The organism is Burkholderia sp. AU31652, assembly GCF_002223155.1.
In the GTDB taxonomy this organism is placed as follows: domain Bacteria; phylum Pseudomonadota; class Gammaproteobacteria; order Burkholderiales; family Burkholderiaceae; genus Burkholderia.
In genome coordinates this window covers 1,034,845-1,054,209 of sequence record NZ_NKFG01000003.1, presented here as the reverse complement: position 1 = coordinate 1,054,209, position 19,365 = coordinate 1,034,845, and the positions used below count along the sequence as shown (strand labels likewise).

Below are 19,365 nucleotides of genomic sequence, written 5' to 3'. Positions count from 1 at the left end.
CGCCGTCAGGCCGCGAGCGGCTCGAGCGCGGCGCGCAGCGCATCGGGCAGCGGCACCGGCCGGCGCGTGCCGCGATCGACGTACACGTGCACGAAGTGCCCCTGCGCGGCGGGCGTGGCGTCGCCCTGCGCGAACAGCCCGACCTCGTAGCGCACGCTCGACGTGCCGAGCTTCACGACCCGCAACCCGGCGTCGACCGACTGCGGGAACACGAGCGGCGCGAAGTAGTTGCACTGCGTCTCGACCACGAGGCCGATCGTCTGCCCGTGCTCGACGTCGAGCACGCCGGCGCGGATCAGGTATTCGTTCACGACCGTGTCGAAGTAGCTGTAGTAGACGACGTTGTTCACGTGCCCGTAGACGTCGTTGTCCATCCAGCGGGTCGTGATCGGCAGGAAGTGGCGATAGGCGTCGCGCGGGCGTGGTTGCGGCTTGTCGGACATGGCGATGGCGGTCAGGACGAGGGAAGCGAGGTGGGCGAAGCGCAGCGGCCGCATGACACGGCGCGCCGGCGAGAAGCGGAACGCCGCGCCGCGATCGCTCGCGGCACGGCGGATGCAACGCGGCTGACGGGCCGGCCCGTCACTGCCCCGGCCGGTCGACGAATTCGAAATCGAGGCCGCGCGCCCGCATCCAGTCGGCGAGCGCGACGCCCGTGCCGGCGCGCCACGGTCGCAGCAGCGGCGGATCGACGAGCTTGTATTCGAGCAGTTCCGGCGACAGCGCGACCGTGCCCGACGCCCGCACGTGGTACGCGATGATCAGCTCGTTCTTGCGGATGAATTCGTAGACGCCGACCAGCGACACGTGCTCGGCCTTCAGCGCCGTTTCCTCGAACACCTCGCGCGCGATGCCGTCCTCGGGCGTCTCGCCGTTCTCGAGGAAGCCGGTGATCAGCGCGAACATGCCTTCGGGCCAGGCCGCGTTGCGCGCGAGCAGGATCTTGCCGTCGAGCTCGACGATCGCCGCGACGACGGGCAGCGGGTTGTTCCAGTGCACATAGCCGCAGGTGTCGTCGGGGCACGCCTGGCGAAGGCGGCCGCCTTCATGGTCGGGATCGGCGCGCTCGGTGAGCGGGCTCGCGCAGCGCGGGCAAAAGCGGTAATCGGCGGTGGTCATCGATGGGAATCTGGCAGGCGCCGGACGGCCGCCTGCCGGCTGCCCGCGCACCCGCTCGGCGCGGGAAAGGCTTCATTCTAGCGAGTTTGCCCGTGCCGCAGACGATCCGGCCCCGCCGACGTCAGGGTTGCCGCCGCCCGCGTGCGGCGGTCGCCGCGAAACCGGCGGCGCCCAGCAGCAGCGCGGCCACCGCGACCCACAGCGCGGGGGAAAACGACCCGAAGCGCGCGGCCAGCGGCGCGGCGACGAGCGGGCCGAGAATCTGCCCGACCCCGTACGACGCGGTCGCATAGCCCATCAGCCCGGCGGCCCGCTCGCCGTGCAGACGCCGCGCCTCGCGCATCGCGAACAGCGTGATCGCGGTGAACGGCAGGCCGAGCAGCGCGCTGCCGACCGAGAAACCGGCCGCGTTCGGCCACACGATCCCGGCGGCAATGCCGAGCGCCTGCGTCGCGCAGCCGGCCGCCAGCAGCAGCCGGTTGTCCCAGTGCCCGGGCAGCCGCGCGGCGGTGATCGCGCCGACGATCAGCGCCGCGCCGAACATCGGCCAGAACAGGTCGGGCCACGGCGAGCCGGCCGGCAGCGCCGCGCGCGCGATCAGCGGCAGGAACGTCGCGGTGATGATGTAGCCGAAGCCCGGCATGCCGTACAGCACGACGAGCCAAGCGGCGTCCGCGCGATGGCGGCGCTTGTGCGCGTGGTGCGCGTGGTGCGACGCGGTTGCGGCGGCCGCCTGCGGCGCGGCGCCGCCCGACGGCACGGCTTGCGCCGGGGTGGCCGCAAACGTGCGCCAGATCACGACCGACAGCACCGCGGACAGCGCGGCGAAACCGAGCCAGCCCGACGCCGCGCGCTGGCCGGCCAGTGCGCTGCCGATCAGGCCCGTCACCACGATGCCGACGCCGGGGCCCGCATAGATCACCCCGCTCCACTCCGGCGCATGCAGGTCGGCCAACCGCCGCAGCCCCCATTGCGACACGAACACGAACGTCCACGCGCTGACGATGCCCGCGACGAAACGCACCGCGAGCCACACCGGCAGCAGGTGGCCGACGCCCATCGCGGCGGTAAGCAGCACGGTGGCCACGAGCCCGACGCGCACCATGCGCGCGGGCGCCACCCGCAGCGCCGCGCAACTGACCGCGCCGACGAAGTAGCCCGCGTAGTTCGCCGACGCGAGCCAGCCTCCGGCCTTCAGGCCGATCGAGCCGTCCGCGAGCATCAGCGGCAACAAGGGCGTGAACGCAAAGCGGCCGACGCCGAGCACGACCGCGAGGCCGACCATGCAGGCCAGCGCGGCCGTGCGGGCGCGGCGGTCGGCATCATCGACGGAAGGCGCGCCGGCGGCGGCGGTCGGGGCATCGGAGCGGGACATGGCGGCAAGGGCCGGCGTTCAACGCGCAGGCCGGATCGGAAATCGGAATGCTTCCATCCTAGCTTGACCAAACGTTCTCGAAAAATGAATAATTGAGAATCCAATCATCGCTCGGAGAGAATCATGGACCTGGCGGCGCTGGCGATTTTCCGGGCCGTGGTGCGCGAGAACGGCGTGACGCGCGCGGCGGCCAAGCTCAATCGCGTGCAGTCGAACGTCACGACGCGCATCAAGCAGCTCGAGGAGGAACTCGGCGCGGCGCTGTTCGTGCGCGACGGCCGCCGGCTCGTGCTGACGCCGGCCGGGCACACGCTGCTGCCGTATGCGGAGCGCCTGCTCGCGCTCGCCGACGAGGCACGCGACGCCATACGCGAGGACACGCCGCGCGGGCGGCTGCGGCTCGGCACGATGGAAAGCACGGCCGCGAGCCGCCTGCCGACCGTGCTCGCGCGCTATCACCATGCGTGGCCCGACGTGTCGCTGGAGCTGCTGACGGGCACGACGGGCTGGCTAATCGACCGCGTGCGCGACTTCGAGATCGACGCCGCGCTGTTCGCCCGCCCGCCCGCGCCGGAGACGCTCCCCGACACGTTCGAGACGGTGCCGATCTTCCGCGAGGACCTGGTGCTGCTCACGCCGCGCGGCCACCCGCCGGTGCGCACGCCGCGCGACGTGATCCTGCCGACGCTGATCGCGTTCGAGCGCGGCTGCACGTATCGCAAGTACGTCGAGCAGTGGTACGCGGGGCACGGCGTCAAGCCGGCGCGCGTGCTCGAACTCGGGTCGTATCACGCGATCGTCGCGTGCGTCGCGGCGGGGGCCGGCATCGCGGTCGCGCCGCGTTCGGTGCTCGACCTGCAGCCCGAGACCGGCAACATCACCGCGCACGTGATCCCCGAACTGGAAGGCATCGATACGCTGCTCGCGTGGCGGCAGGGTTATGCATCGGCGGCGTTGGCCGCGTTGCGCGAGGCGCTCACCGAAGCCGCGCGACAACCGGACGATGCAACGAAGCCGCCAGTCACCGTACCGGCCTGATCGCCGGGCGGCCGGCACGCGTTGTGCCCGCGTACCAACAAAAAGACCCGACCGGCAGATGCCGATCGGGTCTTTCTTGTTTCAAGCGATGCCGCCACGAGACGGCATCACATCGGTCGTGACGATCAGAGCCGCGCTTCGACCCAGCCCTTCACGCCGGCCAGCGCGCCCGGCAGGTTCGCCGGCTCGGTGCCGCCTGCCTGCGCCATGTCCGGACGGCCGCCGCCCTTGCCGCCGACCTGCTGCGCGACGAAGTTCACGAGCTCGCCGGCCTTGACCTTCTTGCTCGCGTCGGGCGTGACACCCGCGATCAGGCTGACCTTGCCGCCTTCGACGGCGGCCAGCACGATCGCCGCGCTCTTGAGCTTGTCCTTCAGCTTGTCGACCGTTTCGCGCAGCGTCTTCGCGTCGGCGCCGTCGAGCGTCGCGGCCAGCACGAACACGCCGCCGATTTCGACCGCCTGCTGCGCGAGCTCGTCGCCCTGGCTCGACGCCAGCTTCGACTTCAGCGCACCCAGCTCCTTCTCGAGCGACTTCACCTGGTCCTGCACCTGCGCGATACGCTGCGTGAGCTCCGACGGCTGCGCCTTCAGCGCGGCCGCGGCTTCGTTCACGCGCGCGTCGAGTTCCTGCACGTAGCGCACCGCGTTGTCGCCGGTGATCGCCTCGACGCGGCGGATGCCGGCCGCGACGCCGCCTTCGACGACGATCTTGAAGAAGCCGATGTCGCCGGTACGGTGCACGTGCGTGCCGCCGCACAGCTCGCGCGAGAAACCGAGGTCGAGCACGCGCACTTCATCGCCGTACTTCTCGCCGAACAGCGCCATCGCGCCGCCCTTCACGGCTTCGTCGTACGGCATCACGCGCACGATGCCCGGCGCGTTCGCGAGGATTTCGTTGTTGACGATCTGCTCGACGCGACGGATTTCGTCGTCGGTCATCGGTGCGTTGTGCGCGAAGTCGAAGCGGGTCTTTTCCGCGTCGACCAGCGAACCCTTCTGCTGCACGTGGGCGCCGAGCACTTCGCGCAGCGCCTTGTGCATCAGGTGGGTGGCCGAGTGGTTGCGCTGCGTGCGGGCGCGGCGATGCGCGTCGATTTCCGCGCGCAGCACGTCGCCGACCTTCAGCGTGCCCTGCTCCAGCGTGCCGTGGTGACCGATCACGTCGGCCTGCACCTTCAGCGTGTCGGCTACCGCGAAGCGCGTCGCGGCGTTCGCGAGCACGCCCTGGTCGCCGACCTGGCCGCCCGATTCCGCGTAGAACGGCGTGTGGTCGAGCACGACGACCGCGTCCTGGCCCGTCTTCACTTCGTTGACCGACGAACCGTCGACGTACAGCGCGACGACCTTCGCGTCGTCGAACGCGATTTCTTCATAGCCGTGGAAGGTGGTCTTCGCGCCCGTGTATTCGAGGCCCTGCGCGGCCTTGAACTTGCCGGCCGCACGCGCCTGCTCGCGCTGGCGCGCCATCGCGTCGTCGAATGCCGGCTCGTCGACCGTCATCCCGCGCTCGCGGCACACGTCGGCCGTGAGGTCGAGCGGGAAGCCGTAGGTGTCGTGCAGCTTGAACGCGAGCTCGCCGTCGAGCACCTTGCCGCCCTTCGCCTCGACGTCGGCCAGCGCGGCTTCGAGGATCGACATGCCGTGCTCGATCGTCTCGAAGAAGCGCTCTTCTTCCTGGCGCAGCACGTCGGTCACGCGCTGTTCGGCTTCCTTCAGCTCCGGATAGGCCGTGCCCATCTCGGCGACGAGGTCGGCCACCAGCTTGTGGAAGAACGAGCCCTTGCGGCCGAGCTTGTAGCCGTGGCGGATCGCGCGGCGCACGATCCGGCGCAGCACGTAGCCGCGGCCTTCGTTGCCGGGAATCACGCCGTCGACGATCAGGAACGAGCATGCGCGGATGTGATCGGCGATCACCTTCAGCGAGTTGTTCGTGAGGTCGCTGATTTCGGTCACGCGCGCGGCGGCCTTGATCAGGTTCTGGAACAGGTCGATCTCGTAGTTGCTGTGCACGTGCTGCAGCACCGCGGCGAGACGCTCGAGGCCCATGCCGGTGTCGACCGACTGCTTCGGCAGGCGCGTCATGTTGCCCTGCGCGTCGCGGTTGAACTGCATGAACACGAGGTTCCAGATCTCGATGTAGCGGTCGCCGTCTTCCTCAGGCGACCCCGGCGGGCCGCCCCACACGTCCGGGCCGTGGTCGTAGAAGATTTCGGTGCACGGGCCGCACGGGCCGGTGTCGCCCATCGTCCAGAAGTTGTCCGACGCGTAGCGCGCGCCCTTGTTGTCGCCGATGCGGATGATGCGCTCGGTCGGCACGCCGACTTCCTTCGCCCAGATGTCGTACGCCTCGTCGTCTTCCTGGTAGACCGTGACCCACAGCTTCTCCTTCGGCAGCTGGTAGACCGTGGTCAGCAGTTCCCACGCGAACTTGATCGCGTCGTGCTTGAAGTAGTCGCCGAACGAGAAGTTGCCGAGCATCTCGAAGAACGTGTGGTGGCGCGCCGTGTAGCCGACGTTCTCGAGGTCGTTGTGCTTGCCGCCCGCGCGCACGCTGCGCTGCGCCGTCGTGGCGCGCGAGTACGGACGCGGGTCCGTGCCGAGGAACACGTCCTTGAACTGGACCATGCCCGAGTTCGTGAACATCAGCGTGGGGTCGTTACCGGGCACGAGGCTCGACGAGCGGACGATCGTGTGGCCCTTCGATTCGAAGAATTTGAGGAATTTCTCGCGGATTTCGGCAGCTTTCATGGCGTGCGGGGAGTGTCTGGCTGAGACGGCTTCAAACGCCGGCCGTCCTCACGGACGCACGGCGGCAGTTATCGTAAACGATCGATTATACGATACAGACCGGCGCCCCAGCCGGCGCGGCCGTACGGGCGGCCCGCCTCCGCGGACGAGCGCGCCGGGCCACTGCCGCAGCCGATTCGCCTTAAGATGCTCGGCATGCCAACCGGCCCTGCCCGACAAGGCGAGCCATGAAAGGAGACGATTCGACGATGGGTGCCCTGAGCCATATCCGCGTGCTGGACCTCACCCGCGTGCTCGCGGGCCCGTGGTGCGCGCAGACGCTTGCCGATTTCGGCGCGGACGTGATCAAGGTCGAGCGCCCCGGCGCCGGCGACGACACGCGCCACTGGGGGCCGCCGTACCTGAAGGACGCGGACGGCGCGGATACCGCCGAGGCCGCGTACTACCTCGCGGCGAACCGCAACAAGCGCTCGGTGACGGTCGACATCGCGACGCCCGAAGGCCAGCAGATCGTGCGCGAGCTCGCCGCGCAGAGCGACGTCGTGCTCGAGAACTACAAGGTCGGCCAGCTGAAGAAATACGGGCTCGACTACGATTCGCTGCGCGCGGTGAAGCCCGACCTCGTCTACTGCTCGGTCACCGGGTTCGGCCAGACCGGCCCGTACGCGCACCGCGCGGGCTACGACTTCATCATCCAGGGGATCGGCGGCTTCATGAGCATCACCGGCGAGCGCGACGGCGAGCCGGGCGGCGGCCCGCAGAAGGCCGGCGTCGCGATCGCCGACCTCGCGACCGGCCTCTACTCGACGATCGCGGTGCTCGCCGCGCTCGCGCACCGCGACCGGACCGGCGAAGGCCAGTACATCGACATGGCGCTGCTCGACGTGCAGGTCGCGCTGCTCGCGAACATGAACACCAACTTCCTCGCGAGCGGCAAGCCGCCGGTGCGCTGGGGCAACGCGCATCCGAACATCGTGCCGTACCAGACGTTCCAGACCAGCGACGGCTGGATCATCGTCGCGGTCGGCAACGACGGGCAGTTCCGCAAGTTCGTCGAGGCCGGCGGCCGGCCCGAGCTGGCGGACGACGAGCGTTTCGCGACGAACCCGTCGCGCGTGCGCCATCGCGACACGCTGGTGCCGATCCTCGCGGAAATGGTGAAGGCGCGCGACAAGGCCGACTGGATCGGTGCGCTCGAAGCAGCCGGCGTGCCGTGCGGCCCGATCAACGATCTCGACGAGGTGTTCGACAACGAGCAGGTGGTCGCGCGCGGGATGCAGGTGTCGCTGCCGCACCCGTGCGGCGCGGACGCGAAGCTCGTGCGCAACCCGATCCGGATGAGCGCGACGCCGCCCGAAGCACGCACGGCCCCGCCGCTGCTCGGCGCGCAGACCGACGACGTGCTGCGCGACATGCTCGGCTACGACGACGCGAAGATCGCCGCGCTGCGGGCGAAACAGGCGATCTGAACGCGGCAGGTGGTGCGGGTGCGGACGGCCGGCGTGGCAGCGGCCTCAACCGCCGCCCCGCCCCGCGCGATCCATCGAGCGGTGAATCGATCTTTCAATCGCGATTGGCGAGCGCGTCGAGCCAGCCGCACGCTTCGGGCCAGTCGCCGAGCCCGCTGTCCGCGTTGATGTGGCCGCGCGGGCCGATGTCGTGGAAGGCGCTGCCCCATGCATTCGCGCAGGTTCGGGCGAACGCGAGCGAGCCATACGGATCGTCGCTGCTGGCGACGACGCAGGTCGGAAACGGCAGCCGTTCATACGGCACCGGCCCGAAGCCGTGCGCGTCGGCCGGAAACGCGGGACCGTCGGGATCGGGCAACGCGACGAGCAGCGCGCCGCGCACTTTGGCGAGCGCGGCCGGGCGCGCATAGCGCGTCGCCCACCACGCGGTGGTCAGCGTACCGAGGCTATGACCGGCAATCAGCACCGGCCCGCGCGCGGCCTCGACCGCCCGATCGAGCGCGAGACACCAGCCGTTGCGGAACGCGCGGTCCCAGTCGGGCATCGCGACGCGCGAGAAGCGTGCATCGGCACGCTCCCAGCGGCTCTGCCAGTGAAGCGGGCCCGAATTGGCGTAGCCCGGCAGGACGAGAACGGGGAATCGGCTCATGGAAAGTGCGTCGACGGGTGAAATCGTTATGGTGCGTCGGCGCAGTGTCGCACACCCGTTCCTCCCTGATGCTGCCTGTCTGATACCGGAAGGATGTGCGTGGGGTCGGGACGCGTCGAGCGCAGCGTCGCGACCGGACGTCGAGCCGCCGTGCAGGCGGCTCGCGTCATGTCATCGGTCAGCGCACGTTCGCGCCGACGATGCCGCCTGCCGCGGCGCCGGCGACCGTGCCGAGCGGGCCGCCCGTGACCAGGTAGCCGAGCGCGCCGCCGGCGGCTGCGCCGATACCGGCATTGCGCTGCGTATGCGTCATGGCGCACGCGCCGAGTTGCGACAGGGCCGCGACGATCACGGCGGTACGAACGATAAACGTGGTCTTCTTCATCATGATTTTTTTGTCCTCCCGCCGCGCGGCATCCCGAACGGCGGCATTGATTTGGTGAAGCCATCATAGGCAACGCCAAACGGCACGGGCAATCCGATTTACGTCGTGTTACAGCCGACACAATATCGAGATAATCGGTCGAAACCCGCCCCCGTCATGCCGCAAGCCGCGCGGGACGGACCCCGGTCAGGTAGAATCACAGGATTAAACCGGCGCGACGCGCCGACACAACCTGACGCCATCCGCATGAGCACCGAACGCAACGACGCCCCCGCGGCTTCCAATTTCATCCGCAACATCATCGACGACGACAACCGCACCGGCAAATGGGGCGGCCGCGTCGAGACGCGCTTTCCGCCCGAGCCGAACGGCTATCTGCACATCGGCCATGCCAAGAGCATCTGCCTGAACTTCAGCGTCGCGCGCGACTACGGTGGCGTGTGCCACCTGCGCTTCGACGATACGAACCCGGAAAAGGAAAGCGTCGAGTACGTCGACTCGATCGTCGACGCGGTGCGCTGGCTCGGCTTCGACTGGCGCAAGGACGCGGTCGATCACCAGTACTTCGCGAGCGACTACTACGACAAGCTGTACGAGTTCGCCGAGCTGCTGATCCAGCGCGGCAAGGCCTATGTCGACAGCCAGAGCGCCGATGAAATGCGCGCGAACCGCGGCTCGCTGACGGAAGGCGGCAAGCCGTCGCCGTTCCGCGATCGCACGCCGGCAGAAAACCTCGACCTGTTCCGCCGCATGAAGGCCGGCGAGTTCAAGGAAGGCGAGCACGTGCTGCGCGCGAAGATCGACATGGCTTCGCCGAACATGAACATGCGCGACCCGGTGATCTACCGGATCCGCTACGCGCACCACTACCGCACCGGCGACGCATGGTGCGTGTATCCGATGTACGACTACACGCACTGCATCTCGGATGCGCTCGAAGGCATCACGCATTCGCTGTGCACGCTCGAATTCGAGGATCACCGCCCGCTGTACGACTGGGTGCTGAACGAACTCGCGGAAGCCGGCATGTTCACGCGCCCGCTGCCGCAACAGATCGAATTCTCGCGACTGAACCTCACGTACGCGATCACCAGCAAGCGCAAGCTGCTGCAGCTCGTGACCGAAGGCCACGTCGACGGCTGGGACGACCCGCGGATGCCGACGATCGTCGGCGTGCGCCGCCGCGGCTTCACGCCGGAGAGCATCCACCTGTTCTGCGAGCGGATCGGCGTGACGAAGATCGACTCGTGGATCGACATGAGCATCTTCGAAGGCGCGCTGCGCGACGACCTCGACGACAAGGCGGCGCGTACCGTCGCCGTGCTCGATCCGCTGAAGCTCGTGATCGACAACTACCCGGAAGACCTCGAGGAAGCGTGCACGGCGCCCGTGCACCCGCACCACCCGGATCGCGGCGTGCGCACGTTCCCGATCTCGCGCGAGCTGTGGATCGAGCGCGAGGACTTCGTCGAGAACCCGCCGAAGGGCTATTTCCGCCTGTTCCCGGGCAACAAGGTGCGCCTGCGCTACGGCTACGTGATCGAATGCACGGGCTTCGACAAGGACGCCGACGGCAACGTGACGGCCGTGCACTGCAACTACTTCCCGGACAGCAAGTCGGGCACCGAAGGCGCGAACACGTACAAGGTCAAGGGCAACATCCACTGGGTGAGCGCGAAGCATGCGCAGCCGGCCGAAGTGCGGATCTACGACCGCCTGTTCAAGGAGCCGCATCCGGACGCGGGCGGCGCGAACTTCCTCGAGGCGCTGAATCCCGACTCGAAGAAGATCGTGCAGGCCTACATCGAACCGGGCAATGACGACATCGCACCGGAGACGCGCCTGCAGTTCGAGCGTCACGGCTACTTCGTCGCCGATCGGGTCGATTCGAAGCCGGGCAAGCCGGTGTTCAACCGGATCGTCGGGCTGCGCGACAGCTGGGGCAAGCCGGCTTGACGGTTGGTCGGGCGCAGTGCCGAACGCACGCGCCCGGTCAGATCGTCATTCGCGGTCAACGGCTGCACCGATGCGTAGCCCGATTGACCGATCGTCGGGGCAGCCTTCCCCGGACTCCATGTCAGGAACCGTTACCGTGGCATATTCGCTTCAGGCCATTGTCGCCAGATCCGGCGCGTTTTCGTCCGCGCCATTGCCGCAAGGGCTGCACGTCGTTCGCCTGCGCGGTGACATCGACATGATCCCGCTCCACACTGCATTCCGGAAGGCTCACGACATCCCGTTCTGTCCGTTTACGGACGGCGACGGTACGGTGCTGCCGCCCGCACTTCTATCGCTGTGCCAACAATTGAGTGTGCAATTTGCACTCGCCTATATCGAAGCCGAATTCTTTGGCGGCAGCGGCTGCCAGGCACATGTGCTCTTTTCGGATGGCCGTGCGGCTAGCCCGCTCGTCGTGTCGGACCATGCGATCAACGAAGCGCTTCGCTATCTCGGCGTCGCCAAAGGCGAGGCGCGCGATGAATTCGAAGCGATCGGGCTCGACCAGCATCGCGACACGGACCGATGGACCATCGTGACCCATTGACGACGAATTGGATGAACGAAAAAACCGGCTTTCGCCGGTTTTTTTATGCATGCCGAGGTCACGGACCCATCAACCGCCGATGCAAGTCCGCGAGCGACAGCTTCGTGCGAAACAGCCGCGCGAGGCTGCGGCTCGCATACGCGTCGATGTCGCCGGGCGGGGTCCAGCGATACGCATCCATCTCGGGAATCATCGAGCCGTCGCGGCGGCTCGGAAACAGCGACGTGCACGTACAGTGCGCGAGATCGACTTCGTCGTCGGCCACGCGCACCGCGAACAGGTGCAGATCCTTGTCGTGCCGGTACGCGAAGCGGCCAAGATCGAGCAGCCGCTCGGCGCCGATCACGATGCCGGTTTCCTCGAGCAGTTCACGCAGCGCCGCGTCGGCCGGCGTCTCGCCCGGCTCGCCCTGCCCCTTCGGGATGTCCCAGTGCGTGGTATCGGTCGCGTGCGCGAGGAACACGCGGCCGGCCGCATCGAGGATCACGACGCCGCACGACACCGTGCGCGGCGCGGCGCCCCGCTTCATCACGCGCGTGCTCAGCGCTTCTGCAGCTGCCACTTGCCCGCGGCCGTCTTGCAATAGACGGGCTTGAGCGTCATCGTCTGGCCCTTCGCGGTGATTTCGGTCGCGATTTCGCGGCAGGTCTTGCCGTCCGTCTCGGTCGTGCTCGGCGTGAGCTTCGCATCGATCTGCGTGCCGCGGCCGCTGCTCTGCCACGTCGTGGTCTCGCCGTCCTTGCCTTCGTCGCGCACCTGCACGACCGCCTTCGACAGCGACGCGCGGTCGGTCTTGCTGAAATAGCTGATCGGCGTGTCGTTCAGGAAGTTCAGGTTGTTCTGTGCATGGGCGGGCAGCATCGCGGCTGCGCACGCGGCGCCGGCCAGCACGCGCGTGACGACGGAAAGGGATGCACGCATCGACATGTTTTTTCTCCTTGGATGTTCGATCGAACGGCGTGGTGCATACCGGCGAACCGGGGGCCGGCCATCCGGTACGCACCACGCCCGTCAGCGAGCGAGCATAGCATGCGTGCCGTAATGAATGCCCCTACGGCTTGGCCGGTGCGGCCGTTTGCTGATATCCGTCAGTCAGCGTGCCGAGGAACGCGATCACGTCCTTGATCTCGGCCGCGTTCAGCGCCGGCTGGTCGCCGCGCTTGCGGTCGAACGGCGGCTCGCGGTTGATGTTCGGCCAGTAGCGCTTCGGCAAATCGTCGTAGATCTGCACCTTGCCGTGCACGACCGGATAGAACTTCTCCGGATGGATGTCGCGTTCGACGTAGAAGCGCATCACGTCCTCCAGCGAGTGATACACGCCGTTGTGGAAGAACGTCTTGCGCAGCGCGACGTTGCGCAGCGACGGCGTGCGGAACAACCCGCAGAATTCGTCGCGGCCCTTCAGGTCGGTGCGCTCGGGGCCGCAGGCGCCGAGATCGTAGAAGCGCGGGTCGCGATTGACGGGCAGCGCGCGGTTGCGCGGCACCGCGACCGCGATCAGCCCGAAATCGCTGAACTGCGGCGGGCCGCCTTCGAGCGTGCGCTGGCTGATGTGGCAACTCGCGCAGTTGCCCTTCTTCTCATCGTTGAACAGCTGCAGCCCGCGCAGTTCCGCGGGCGTGAGCTGCGCATGGCCGGCCAGGTACGCGTCGTACTTGCTCGTGTACGGATCGAACAGCGCCGGCTGTTGCTGGAAGGCGTCGAGCGCGCGCAGCACCGCGTCGAAGGTCGCCTGGTCGTTGCCGAGCACCTGAGCGCCGAACGCGTTGCGGAACGCGTCCGCATAAGGTGCGGCGCGAACCGCCTGCGCGACCCTCGCCGGCGAGCTGCTCATCTCGAACGGCGACGTGAGCGGAATGCGCGCCTGCGCATCGCGCGTATCGACGCGGCCGTCCCAGGTCAGCCCGCCGGTCGGACCCGCGTCGATGCTTTCGTCACCTTCGTCCGGCGAATCGTGGAAGTGCTCGCTGAACGGCGGGATGCCGCGCAGGTACTTCAGCGACGGCACCGCGCGAAAGCCCGTGCGGTGCATGTCGTCGCCGCCGAGCTGCACCGACAGCGCGTTCGGCGGCCCGAACGCATGCTCGGCGCTATGGCACGACGCGCACGCGAGCTTGCCGGAGCCCGACAGCGAAGGATCGAAGAACAGCTGCTTGCCGAGCGCCGTCATCTGCTTGACGCCCTCGAATACCTGCGCGCGCGTCTGCGGCTGGCTGGCCGGCGCGACCGCGGGAGCGGCCGGGGCCGCTTGCGCCGCCGGCACGACGGACGCGGCCGACGTAGTCGCGCCGGGCCGCGCATCGCAGCCGGCGAGCGCCGCGAGCCCGGCGGCCAGCGCAAGCGCGGCCGCGGCAGGGGTCAACGATCGCGCGAACGCGACGGGTTTCAGAAGGCTGTGCATCGTCGTTCTTCTTGTAGCGGTGGGCAATCGGCCGGAGCTTATGTCAGTTCCATGACCGTTGCATGACGTTCCACCGACAGTCAATTGAAAGCGGCCCTACACCCGCCTGTCAAATCGGTTCCAGATAATGCGCGCAACCGGTCGGTGCCTCGCAGTGCCCGCACCGGCCGTACATCAACCCGGTTCCCACACGCGACAAACGACGAAAGAGAGAACATCGCATGAAGAAGCACGCCTGGATTCGCTATACGCCGATCGCCCTCGCGGCCGCGCTCAGCCTGACCGCCTGCGGCGGCGACGATGTCACGCAGCAAGGCCTGTCGGCCGTCAAGAACGTTGTCGTGATCTATGCGGAAAACCGCAGCTTCGACAACCTGTATGGCAACTTCCCCGGCGCGAACGGCCTGCAGAACGCAACGGCCGCGAACTCGGTGCAAAAGGATCGCGACGGCTCGACGATGGCGACACTGCCGAAGATCTGGGGCGGCCTGACCGCGACCGGCATCACGCCGGCGGTGACCGAGGCGATGACGGCAAACCTGCCGAACACGCCGTTCGCGATCGACGATCCGAAAGGCTTCAACCAGTCGATGAGCATCGCGACGCGCGACATCGTGCATCGCTTCTACCAGGACCAGATGCAGATCAACGGCGGCAAGAACGACATGTATGCCGCGTGGACCGATGCGGGCGGCCTGACGATGGGCCACTACACCGCCGATCCGTCGAAGCTGCCGCTGTGGAAGGTCGCGCAGCAGTACGTGCTGGCCGACAACTTCTTCATGGGTGCGTTCGGCGGCTCGTTCCTGAACCACCAGTACCTGATCTGCGCGTGCGCGCCGTTCTATGCGAACGCGGACAAGAGCCCGGCGGCCGGCAAGATCGCAGTCCTGAACGCCGACGGCAAGTCGCTGAAGGTCGCCGCGAACTCGCCGGCCTCCGCGCTGAGCGGGCCGCCCAAGTTCGTCAACGACGGCGCGCTGACGCCTGACTTCTACGGCATCAACACGATGCAGCCGGCGTACCAGCCGAGCGGCAACAAGGCGGCCACGGGCGGCGATCCGCTGCTCGCCGACCCGGCCAACCCGTCGACGATGCCGCCGCAGACTGCGACCAACATCGGCGACCTGATGACCAATGCGGGCGTGTCGTGGGCATGGTACGGCGGCGCGTGGGGCCAGGCGCTGCAGGCGAGCCAGAACGGCACGTCGAACGTGATCTACGGTGCCGATCTGTCGACGCCGAACTTCCAGCCGCACCACCAGCCGTTCAACTACTTCGCGAACCAGGCGCCGGGCACCGCGAGCCGCGCGCAGCACCTGCTCGACGGCGGCGCGAACGGCGCCGAGTTCATCAAGGCGATCGACGCGGGCACGCTGCCGCAGGTCGCGTTCTACAAGCCGCAAGGCAACCTGAACGAGCACCCGGGCTACACCGACGTCACCTCCGGCGACCAGCACATCGCCGACGTGATCGCGCACCTGCAGGCAAGCCCGCAGTGGAAGAACATGGTCGTGGTCGTCACGTACGACGAAAACGGCGGCTTCTGGGATCATGCCGCGCCGCCGAATGCCGACCGCTGGGGCCCGGGCACCCGCATTCCGGCGCTGATCGTGTCGCCGTACGCGAAGAAGGGCTTCGTCGACCACACGCAGTACGACACGGGTTCGATCCTGCGCTTCATCACGCGCCGCTTCTCGCTGCCGCGCCTCGCGGGCCTGCAACAGCGCGACGACGCGCTGAAGGCCAACGGCGGGCAGCCGATGGGCGACCTGACGAACGCGCTGCAACTGTCGCCGAACCTGTAACGGCCTGGCGGCTCTGCAATGAACCGGCCGGCGCGATGCCGGCCACCTCATGACACAGGGCGGCTTCGGCCGCCCTGTGTCATGGCGCAAACGCACCCATGCGAACATCGGCACGTGCGCGTCGCATCACCCGCCGTGCTTCAGCCCGGCGGTATCGAGTGCGATGGCCAGGATCATCGCGCGCGCATTCGGCGGCGTCGGGCGCCCACTCGGGCGGAACACGTCGTCCCCGCACGCGATCCGCGCGCCCGACAGCACGCAGACACCGGCCTGCCGTGCGCGCCCCGGTTTCCAGTGCTGCTCGCCGAAATGCGCACGCCCCGGCTCGACCCAGCGCACGACCAGCAGCTGCGCCGAGCGCTCGAGCACCTGGACGTGCGGGCGAACCGTCGACACGCGCGGACGGTCGAGCGCCGCCGCCAGGATCATCGCTTTCGATTCGAATGGCGCCCGCCCGCGCGGGCTGAACACGGCGTCGCCGCAGACGATCTTCTCGCCGGACAGCGCGCAGTGGCCCGAGCGCAGCGCACGCGCCGGCGCCCAGCGCTGTTCCGCGCCGCCCGGCGCGAGCCAGCGCACGATCAGCATCTCGTCCGAATACGCGAGCACCTGCACACGCGCATTCATCCGGCACCACGCATCGGGCAACGCTTCGCCAGCGCACGCGCAGCGCCGCGCGTGCTACCACCCATACTTCAGCTCGACGCCGACATAGTCGGCGTTATGCCCGCCCGCCTGGCGGATCGCATCGCCGACCTGGAAATGCACGGCCTCGATCGCACCGATCAGGTTCGCGGCGATCGTCCAGTCCGCGCGCAGCTGCACGTACATCCCGGTCCACAACCCGCCCTTGCCCGCCGTGCCCGGCACCGGGATGTTCGGCTGCTGATAGACGGCGTCGCCGGTCGTCTCGCGCCACTGGAAGCCGAGCGCACCGAGCAGCGACAGGTTCGCCGACGGCTTCAGCGTCACGGACGGCTTCACGTGAATCAGGTTCGCGTAACTCGTATAGCCAGCCAGCGTGAAGTAATAGCCGTTCGGAAACAGCGGGTTGAAGGTGCTCACACGGCCGTCGTGCGGATGCCGGTCGCCCGACGCCGCGTCGACCTGCAGCGCGATGCGCGGCGACCACGGCGCATCGAGCTTGTAGCCGGCGATCGACCCCACGGCCCACGCCCCGATCGTCGCGTTGCCGACCGTGCCGGTCTGCAGCATCGTTTCGAGATCCCAATCGAAGCGCCCCAGCGTGCCCGTGTAGCGCACGTCCCACACGTCGCGATGCTCGGGACCGCTCGCGTCGAGGAACCGTGCGTTGTTGCGGTTGTAGCGCGACCAGTAGCCGGACAGGTCGCCCGGCCCGACCGACTGCCGCTCGAAGCGCACGCCGCTGAACGTGAGGTCGCGATTCGACACGTCGTCGAAATCGGACGCGTTGCGGTTCTGCACCGGCTGGGTCGCATAGCCGATGAAGCGCCATTTCTGGTACTCGTAAACGGCCCAGACCGCATCGAACGCCTGCCGTACGTTCGGGCCGTCGCGCGTGGCGATGAACCGCTGCAAGTCGAACGCCATCTCCTGCCGGCCGACGCGGAACTTGAACGTGCCGCCGCCGAGCGCGCCCGTGTAGGTCGCGAACGCCTGCTCGAGATCGAGCGGGTTCTTGTCGACCGGCGACACGGTGTTCTTGCCGAACGCGCGGGCGTCCTGCAACTGCACGAAGAACTGCCAGTGCTGGCCGAGATGCGCATCGGCATGCACTTCGATGCGCTGGATCAGGTACGTATCCGATTGCGCGGAACCGATGCCGAACAGCGGCGCGTCATTGGTCTCGAGACGCTCGCGCAGGTTCACGCCGAGCGACAGATAGGAGGCCGGATCGTTGCCGAGCGGAAGATATTTCAGGCCGTCGAGGGGTGCGCGAGGCACGCACGGATTCGCGAGCACCGACCAGTCCTCCTGCCAGCGGTTGAACAGCACCACGGGGCGCTTGGCCGTGCAGGTCGATGCGGCAGCGGCGGTTGGCGTTGCCGATGACGCGGCCGGCGCCGGCTCCTGCACCGGCGTGGAAGCCGGCGTCGATGCCGGCGCCGTTTGCGCGCATGCCGCGTCGGCGCCCGCGAACAGCAGCCCCGCGACGATCGACGCGCGCGCGGCCCGTGCGGCGTGCTGGCCGTGATGTCTCCCCCCTCCCCGCTCGATCATGCGCGCTCCTGTGTGGTCGTCCCCGCCGTTTGTGCCGCGCACAGGGCAAGCGTCGCGAGCGCGCCGACCGGCGCGAGCAGCGCGAAAAACCCGACGAAGCGGAACCCGAGCGCGCCGCATGCGGCACCGAGCGCGAACGCCACGATCGCCGGCAGCATCTTGCCGAAGCGCGCCCGCGCCGCCGCGCGCGCGGCCTCGGCGGTGCCGGCGGAAAGCATGTCGACGACGTCGAGGATCGCCTGCGTCACGTTGCCGGTCATCACCGTGTTCGGCACGCCGCCGGCGCGCGCAATCACGCGCGGATGCGCGTTCTGCACGCCCATCGCGAACGTGCCGACGATGCCGGCCACGAGTGCCGGCAGGCTGTCGGGCTGCGTGACGGGCGTCGCCCATACGCCGGCCGCGCAGAAGCCGAGCAGCAGCACGGCCTGCACCGCATGCAGCGTGCGCGTGCCCTGCCAGGCGGGCCGCCCGGACATCGACCGCGCGATCAGGCTGCTCGCGATCACGCCGCAGACGAACGCGGGAAACACGCTGAGCTTCAGCACGACACCCTGGCCGAAGCCCGCGATGCCCGCGCCGATCAGCACGAAGTTGCCGGTCACGTGCGCGGTGAACAGCCCGAACAGCGCGACGAAGCTCAGCGTGTCGACGAAGCCGGCCACCGCGGCAAGGATCGTGTCCTCGTGCTTCATCGCGCGGCGCTCGCGTGGATCTCGGCGACGTAGCCGCCCGGGAACTGCACGAGCGCCGCGTCACGGCCGTCCGACGTGAACGGCGGCACGAGCACGGTCACGCCGGCTGCCTTGGCCTTCTCCAGCGTCGCGGCGAGATCGTGCACTTCGTAACCGGTCATTTCGCGGCCGAACGGGTAAGGCAGGTGGCCGTCGGTCACGAGCACGGTCATCTTGCCGAAGCCCGATTCGATGCGAATGCGGCGATACGTGTCGTTCGGCCGGCCGATCTCGATGCCCGGCGCCTTGAGGGTGTCGGATACCACCTTGCCGTTCGAGAACTTCACGAAATCGTGCACCAGCTTGCGCACGCTTTCCGGCGATACGTACACGCGATTCTCGGGCACCGTCTCCAGCGCGTCGTAGCGCGGCGCTTCGGTATGCCAATAGAGTTGCATGTTCAGGACGCCGGCCCAGCGGATGATCGCGTCGCGGCCGATCGGATCGGGGAACGTGTCGACGATCACGTCCGCGCCGTGTGCGCGTGCCGTCTTCATCGCGACGTCCATGTCGGTGACGAGATAACCGGTGCGCTCCGCGCAGAACGGATACGGGATCGGTGTCTTGAAGCCGAACACCGAGACCGTGCCGACCGGCGTGAGCACCAGTTGCGACATCGTCTGGCTCGGCGTGGGCGTGACCTGGAACACGCCCTGCTTCGACTTCTTGCCGCCGAACGTCGCGACGAAGCTGTCGGTGAAGCGGTCGAAGTCTTCCGGCGCCACGCACACGTGCGTCGTGTCGTATTGCGGGCCGACGGCCACCGTCGGCGTGGCCGCCGGCGGCACCGGCGGCTTCGCGAACGCCACCGGTGCGACGGCAAGACCGCCCGCGAACAGCGCGGCGAGCAGCACGGAACGAATGGATTTCATCACGGGATTCCCTGGTTG

General features: G+C 68.3%; 18 protein-coding genes. 5 read left to right on the top strand and 13 right to left on the bottom strand.

The genetic code is table 11. From position 1 onward, the window contains the following. Window positions 1–5 precede the first annotated feature (5 nt). The 3 genes from CFB40_RS07560 to CFB40_RS07550 form a co-directional block, all read right to left on the bottom strand. Window positions 6–443, bottom strand: coding sequence for an acyl-CoA thioesterase (locus tag CFB40_RS07560; RefSeq protein WP_089425894.1), 438 nt, complete (start codon window positions 441–443; stop codon window positions 6–8). A gap of 139 nt (window positions 444–582) precedes the next feature. After that, window positions 583–1,119, bottom strand: coding sequence for an NUDIX domain-containing protein (locus tag CFB40_RS07555; RefSeq protein WP_089425155.1), 537 nt, complete (start codon window positions 1,117–1,119; stop codon window positions 583–585). Between the two features lie 121 nt (window positions 1,120–1,240). After that, window positions 1,241–2,494 carry a YbfB/YjiJ family MFS transporter gene (locus CFB40_RS07550; RefSeq protein ID WP_089430955.1) on the bottom strand — a complete coding sequence of 418 codons (1,254 nt, stop codon included), beginning with the start codon at window positions 2,492–2,494 and terminating at the stop codon, window positions 1,241–1,243. 123 nt (window positions 2,495–2,617) lie between these two features. On the opposite strand from CFB40_RS07550, the gene CFB40_RS07545 reads away from it, so the two are divergent. Further along, complete coding sequence (locus tag CFB40_RS07545; RefSeq protein WP_089430954.1) at window positions 2,618–3,532, top strand: LysR family transcriptional regulator; 915 nt, start codon at window positions 2,618–2,620, stop codon at window positions 3,530–3,532. A 125-nt stretch (window positions 3,533–3,657) separates the two neighbouring features. On the opposite strand, the gene alaS is transcribed toward CFB40_RS07545, so the two are convergent. Beyond that, on the bottom strand, window positions 3,658–6,282 hold the full coding sequence (gene alaS / locus CFB40_RS07540) for an alanine--tRNA ligase (protein WP_089430953.1): 2,625 nt from the start codon (window positions 6,280–6,282) through the stop codon (window positions 3,658–3,660). A 248-nt stretch (window positions 6,283–6,530) separates the two neighbouring features. On the opposite strand from alaS, the gene CFB40_RS07530 reads away from it, so the two are divergent. Beyond that, window positions 6,531–7,751 carry a CaiB/BaiF CoA transferase family protein gene (locus CFB40_RS07530; protein WP_089430952.1) on the top strand — a complete coding sequence of 407 codons (1,221 nt, stop codon included), beginning with the start codon at window positions 6,531–6,533 and terminating at the stop codon, window positions 7,749–7,751. Window positions 7,752–7,845: 94 nt separating this feature from the next. On the opposite strand, the gene CFB40_RS07525 is transcribed toward CFB40_RS07530, so the two are convergent. Continuing rightward, window positions 7,846–8,400: an RBBP9/YdeN family alpha/beta hydrolase gene (locus CFB40_RS07525; RefSeq protein WP_089430951.1), complete on the bottom strand. Its 555-nt coding sequence runs from the start codon at window positions 8,398–8,400 to the stop codon at window positions 7,846–7,848. Window positions 8,401–8,578: 178 nt separating this feature from the next. After that, window positions 8,579–8,788 carry an ornithine acetyltransferase gene (locus CFB40_RS07520; RefSeq protein ID WP_011351716.1) on the bottom strand — a complete coding sequence of 70 codons (210 nt, stop codon included), beginning with the start codon at window positions 8,786–8,788 and terminating at the stop codon, window positions 8,579–8,581. Window positions 8,789–9,031: 243 nt separating this feature from the next. Here CFB40_RS07520 and CFB40_RS07515 point away from each other — a divergent pair, with 243 nt between their 5' ends. Together CFB40_RS07515 and CFB40_RS07510 are read left to right on the top strand one after the other, a co-directional pair. Next, window positions 9,032–10,741 carry a glutamine--tRNA ligase/YqeY domain fusion protein gene (locus CFB40_RS07515; protein ID WP_089425149.1) on the top strand — a complete coding sequence of 570 codons (1,710 nt, stop codon included), beginning with the start codon at window positions 9,032–9,034 and terminating at the stop codon, window positions 10,739–10,741. A gap of 136 nt (window positions 10,742–10,877) precedes the next feature. Continuing rightward, a complete protein-coding gene (locus tag CFB40_RS07510) occupies window positions 10,878–11,330 on the top strand; it encodes a hypothetical protein (protein ID WP_143329824.1) in 453 nt (150 codons plus the stop codon). 58 nt (window positions 11,331–11,388) lie between these two features. Here CFB40_RS07510 and CFB40_RS07505 read toward each other — a convergent pair whose 3' ends face one another. From CFB40_RS07505 to CFB40_RS07495, 3 genes are all read right to left on the bottom strand, one after another. Further along, window positions 11,389–11,859, bottom strand: a complete 471-nt coding sequence (locus CFB40_RS07505) for an NUDIX hydrolase (protein ID WP_089431395.1) — start codon at window positions 11,857–11,859, stop codon at window positions 11,389–11,391. 11 nt (window positions 11,860–11,870) lie between these two features. Then, the gene (locus CFB40_RS07500) at window positions 11,871–12,257 is read right to left on the bottom strand and encodes a hypothetical protein (protein WP_089425147.1); all 387 of its coding nucleotides are present in this window, start codon (window positions 12,255–12,257) and stop codon (window positions 11,871–11,873) included. Between the two features lie 124 nt (window positions 12,258–12,381). Continuing rightward, entirely contained in the window at window positions 12,382–13,731 is a 1,350-nt protein-coding gene (locus tag CFB40_RS07495) for a cytochrome-c peroxidase (RefSeq protein WP_089430949.1), read from the bottom strand. 221 nt (window positions 13,732–13,952) lie between these two features. Between CFB40_RS07495 and CFB40_RS07490 the strand changes: the two genes are divergently transcribed. After that, complete coding sequence (locus tag CFB40_RS07490; protein WP_174975609.1) at window positions 13,953–15,539, top strand: acid phosphatase; 1,587 nt, start codon at window positions 13,953–13,955, stop codon at window positions 15,537–15,539. A 126-nt stretch (window positions 15,540–15,665) separates the two neighbouring features. On the opposite strand, the gene CFB40_RS39000 is transcribed toward CFB40_RS07490, so the two are convergent. The 4 genes from CFB40_RS39000 to CFB40_RS07470 form a co-directional block, all read right to left on the bottom strand. Then, window positions 15,666–16,127 (bottom strand): DUF3331 domain-containing protein, encoded by a 462-nt coding sequence (locus CFB40_RS39000; protein WP_373452676.1) that lies wholly within the window; start codon window positions 16,125–16,127, stop codon window positions 15,666–15,668. 93 nt (window positions 16,128–16,220) lie between these two features. Continuing rightward, entirely contained in the window at window positions 16,221–17,741 is a 1,521-nt protein-coding gene (locus CFB40_RS07480; RefSeq protein ID WP_089425143.1) for an alginate export family protein, read from the bottom strand. Continuing rightward, window positions 17,738–18,436 (bottom strand): YoaK family protein, encoded by a 699-nt coding sequence (locus CFB40_RS07475; protein WP_089425142.1) that lies wholly within the window; start codon window positions 18,434–18,436, stop codon window positions 17,738–17,740. The genes CFB40_RS07480 and CFB40_RS07475 overlap by 4 nt, the downstream gene beginning before the upstream one ends. Continuing rightward, window positions 18,433–19,347, bottom strand: coding sequence for a glyoxalase (locus CFB40_RS07470; protein ID WP_089425141.1), 915 nt, complete (start codon window positions 19,345–19,347; stop codon window positions 18,433–18,435). The genes CFB40_RS07475 and CFB40_RS07470 overlap by 4 nt, the downstream gene beginning before the upstream one ends. Window positions 19,348–19,365 lie beyond the last annotated feature (18 nt).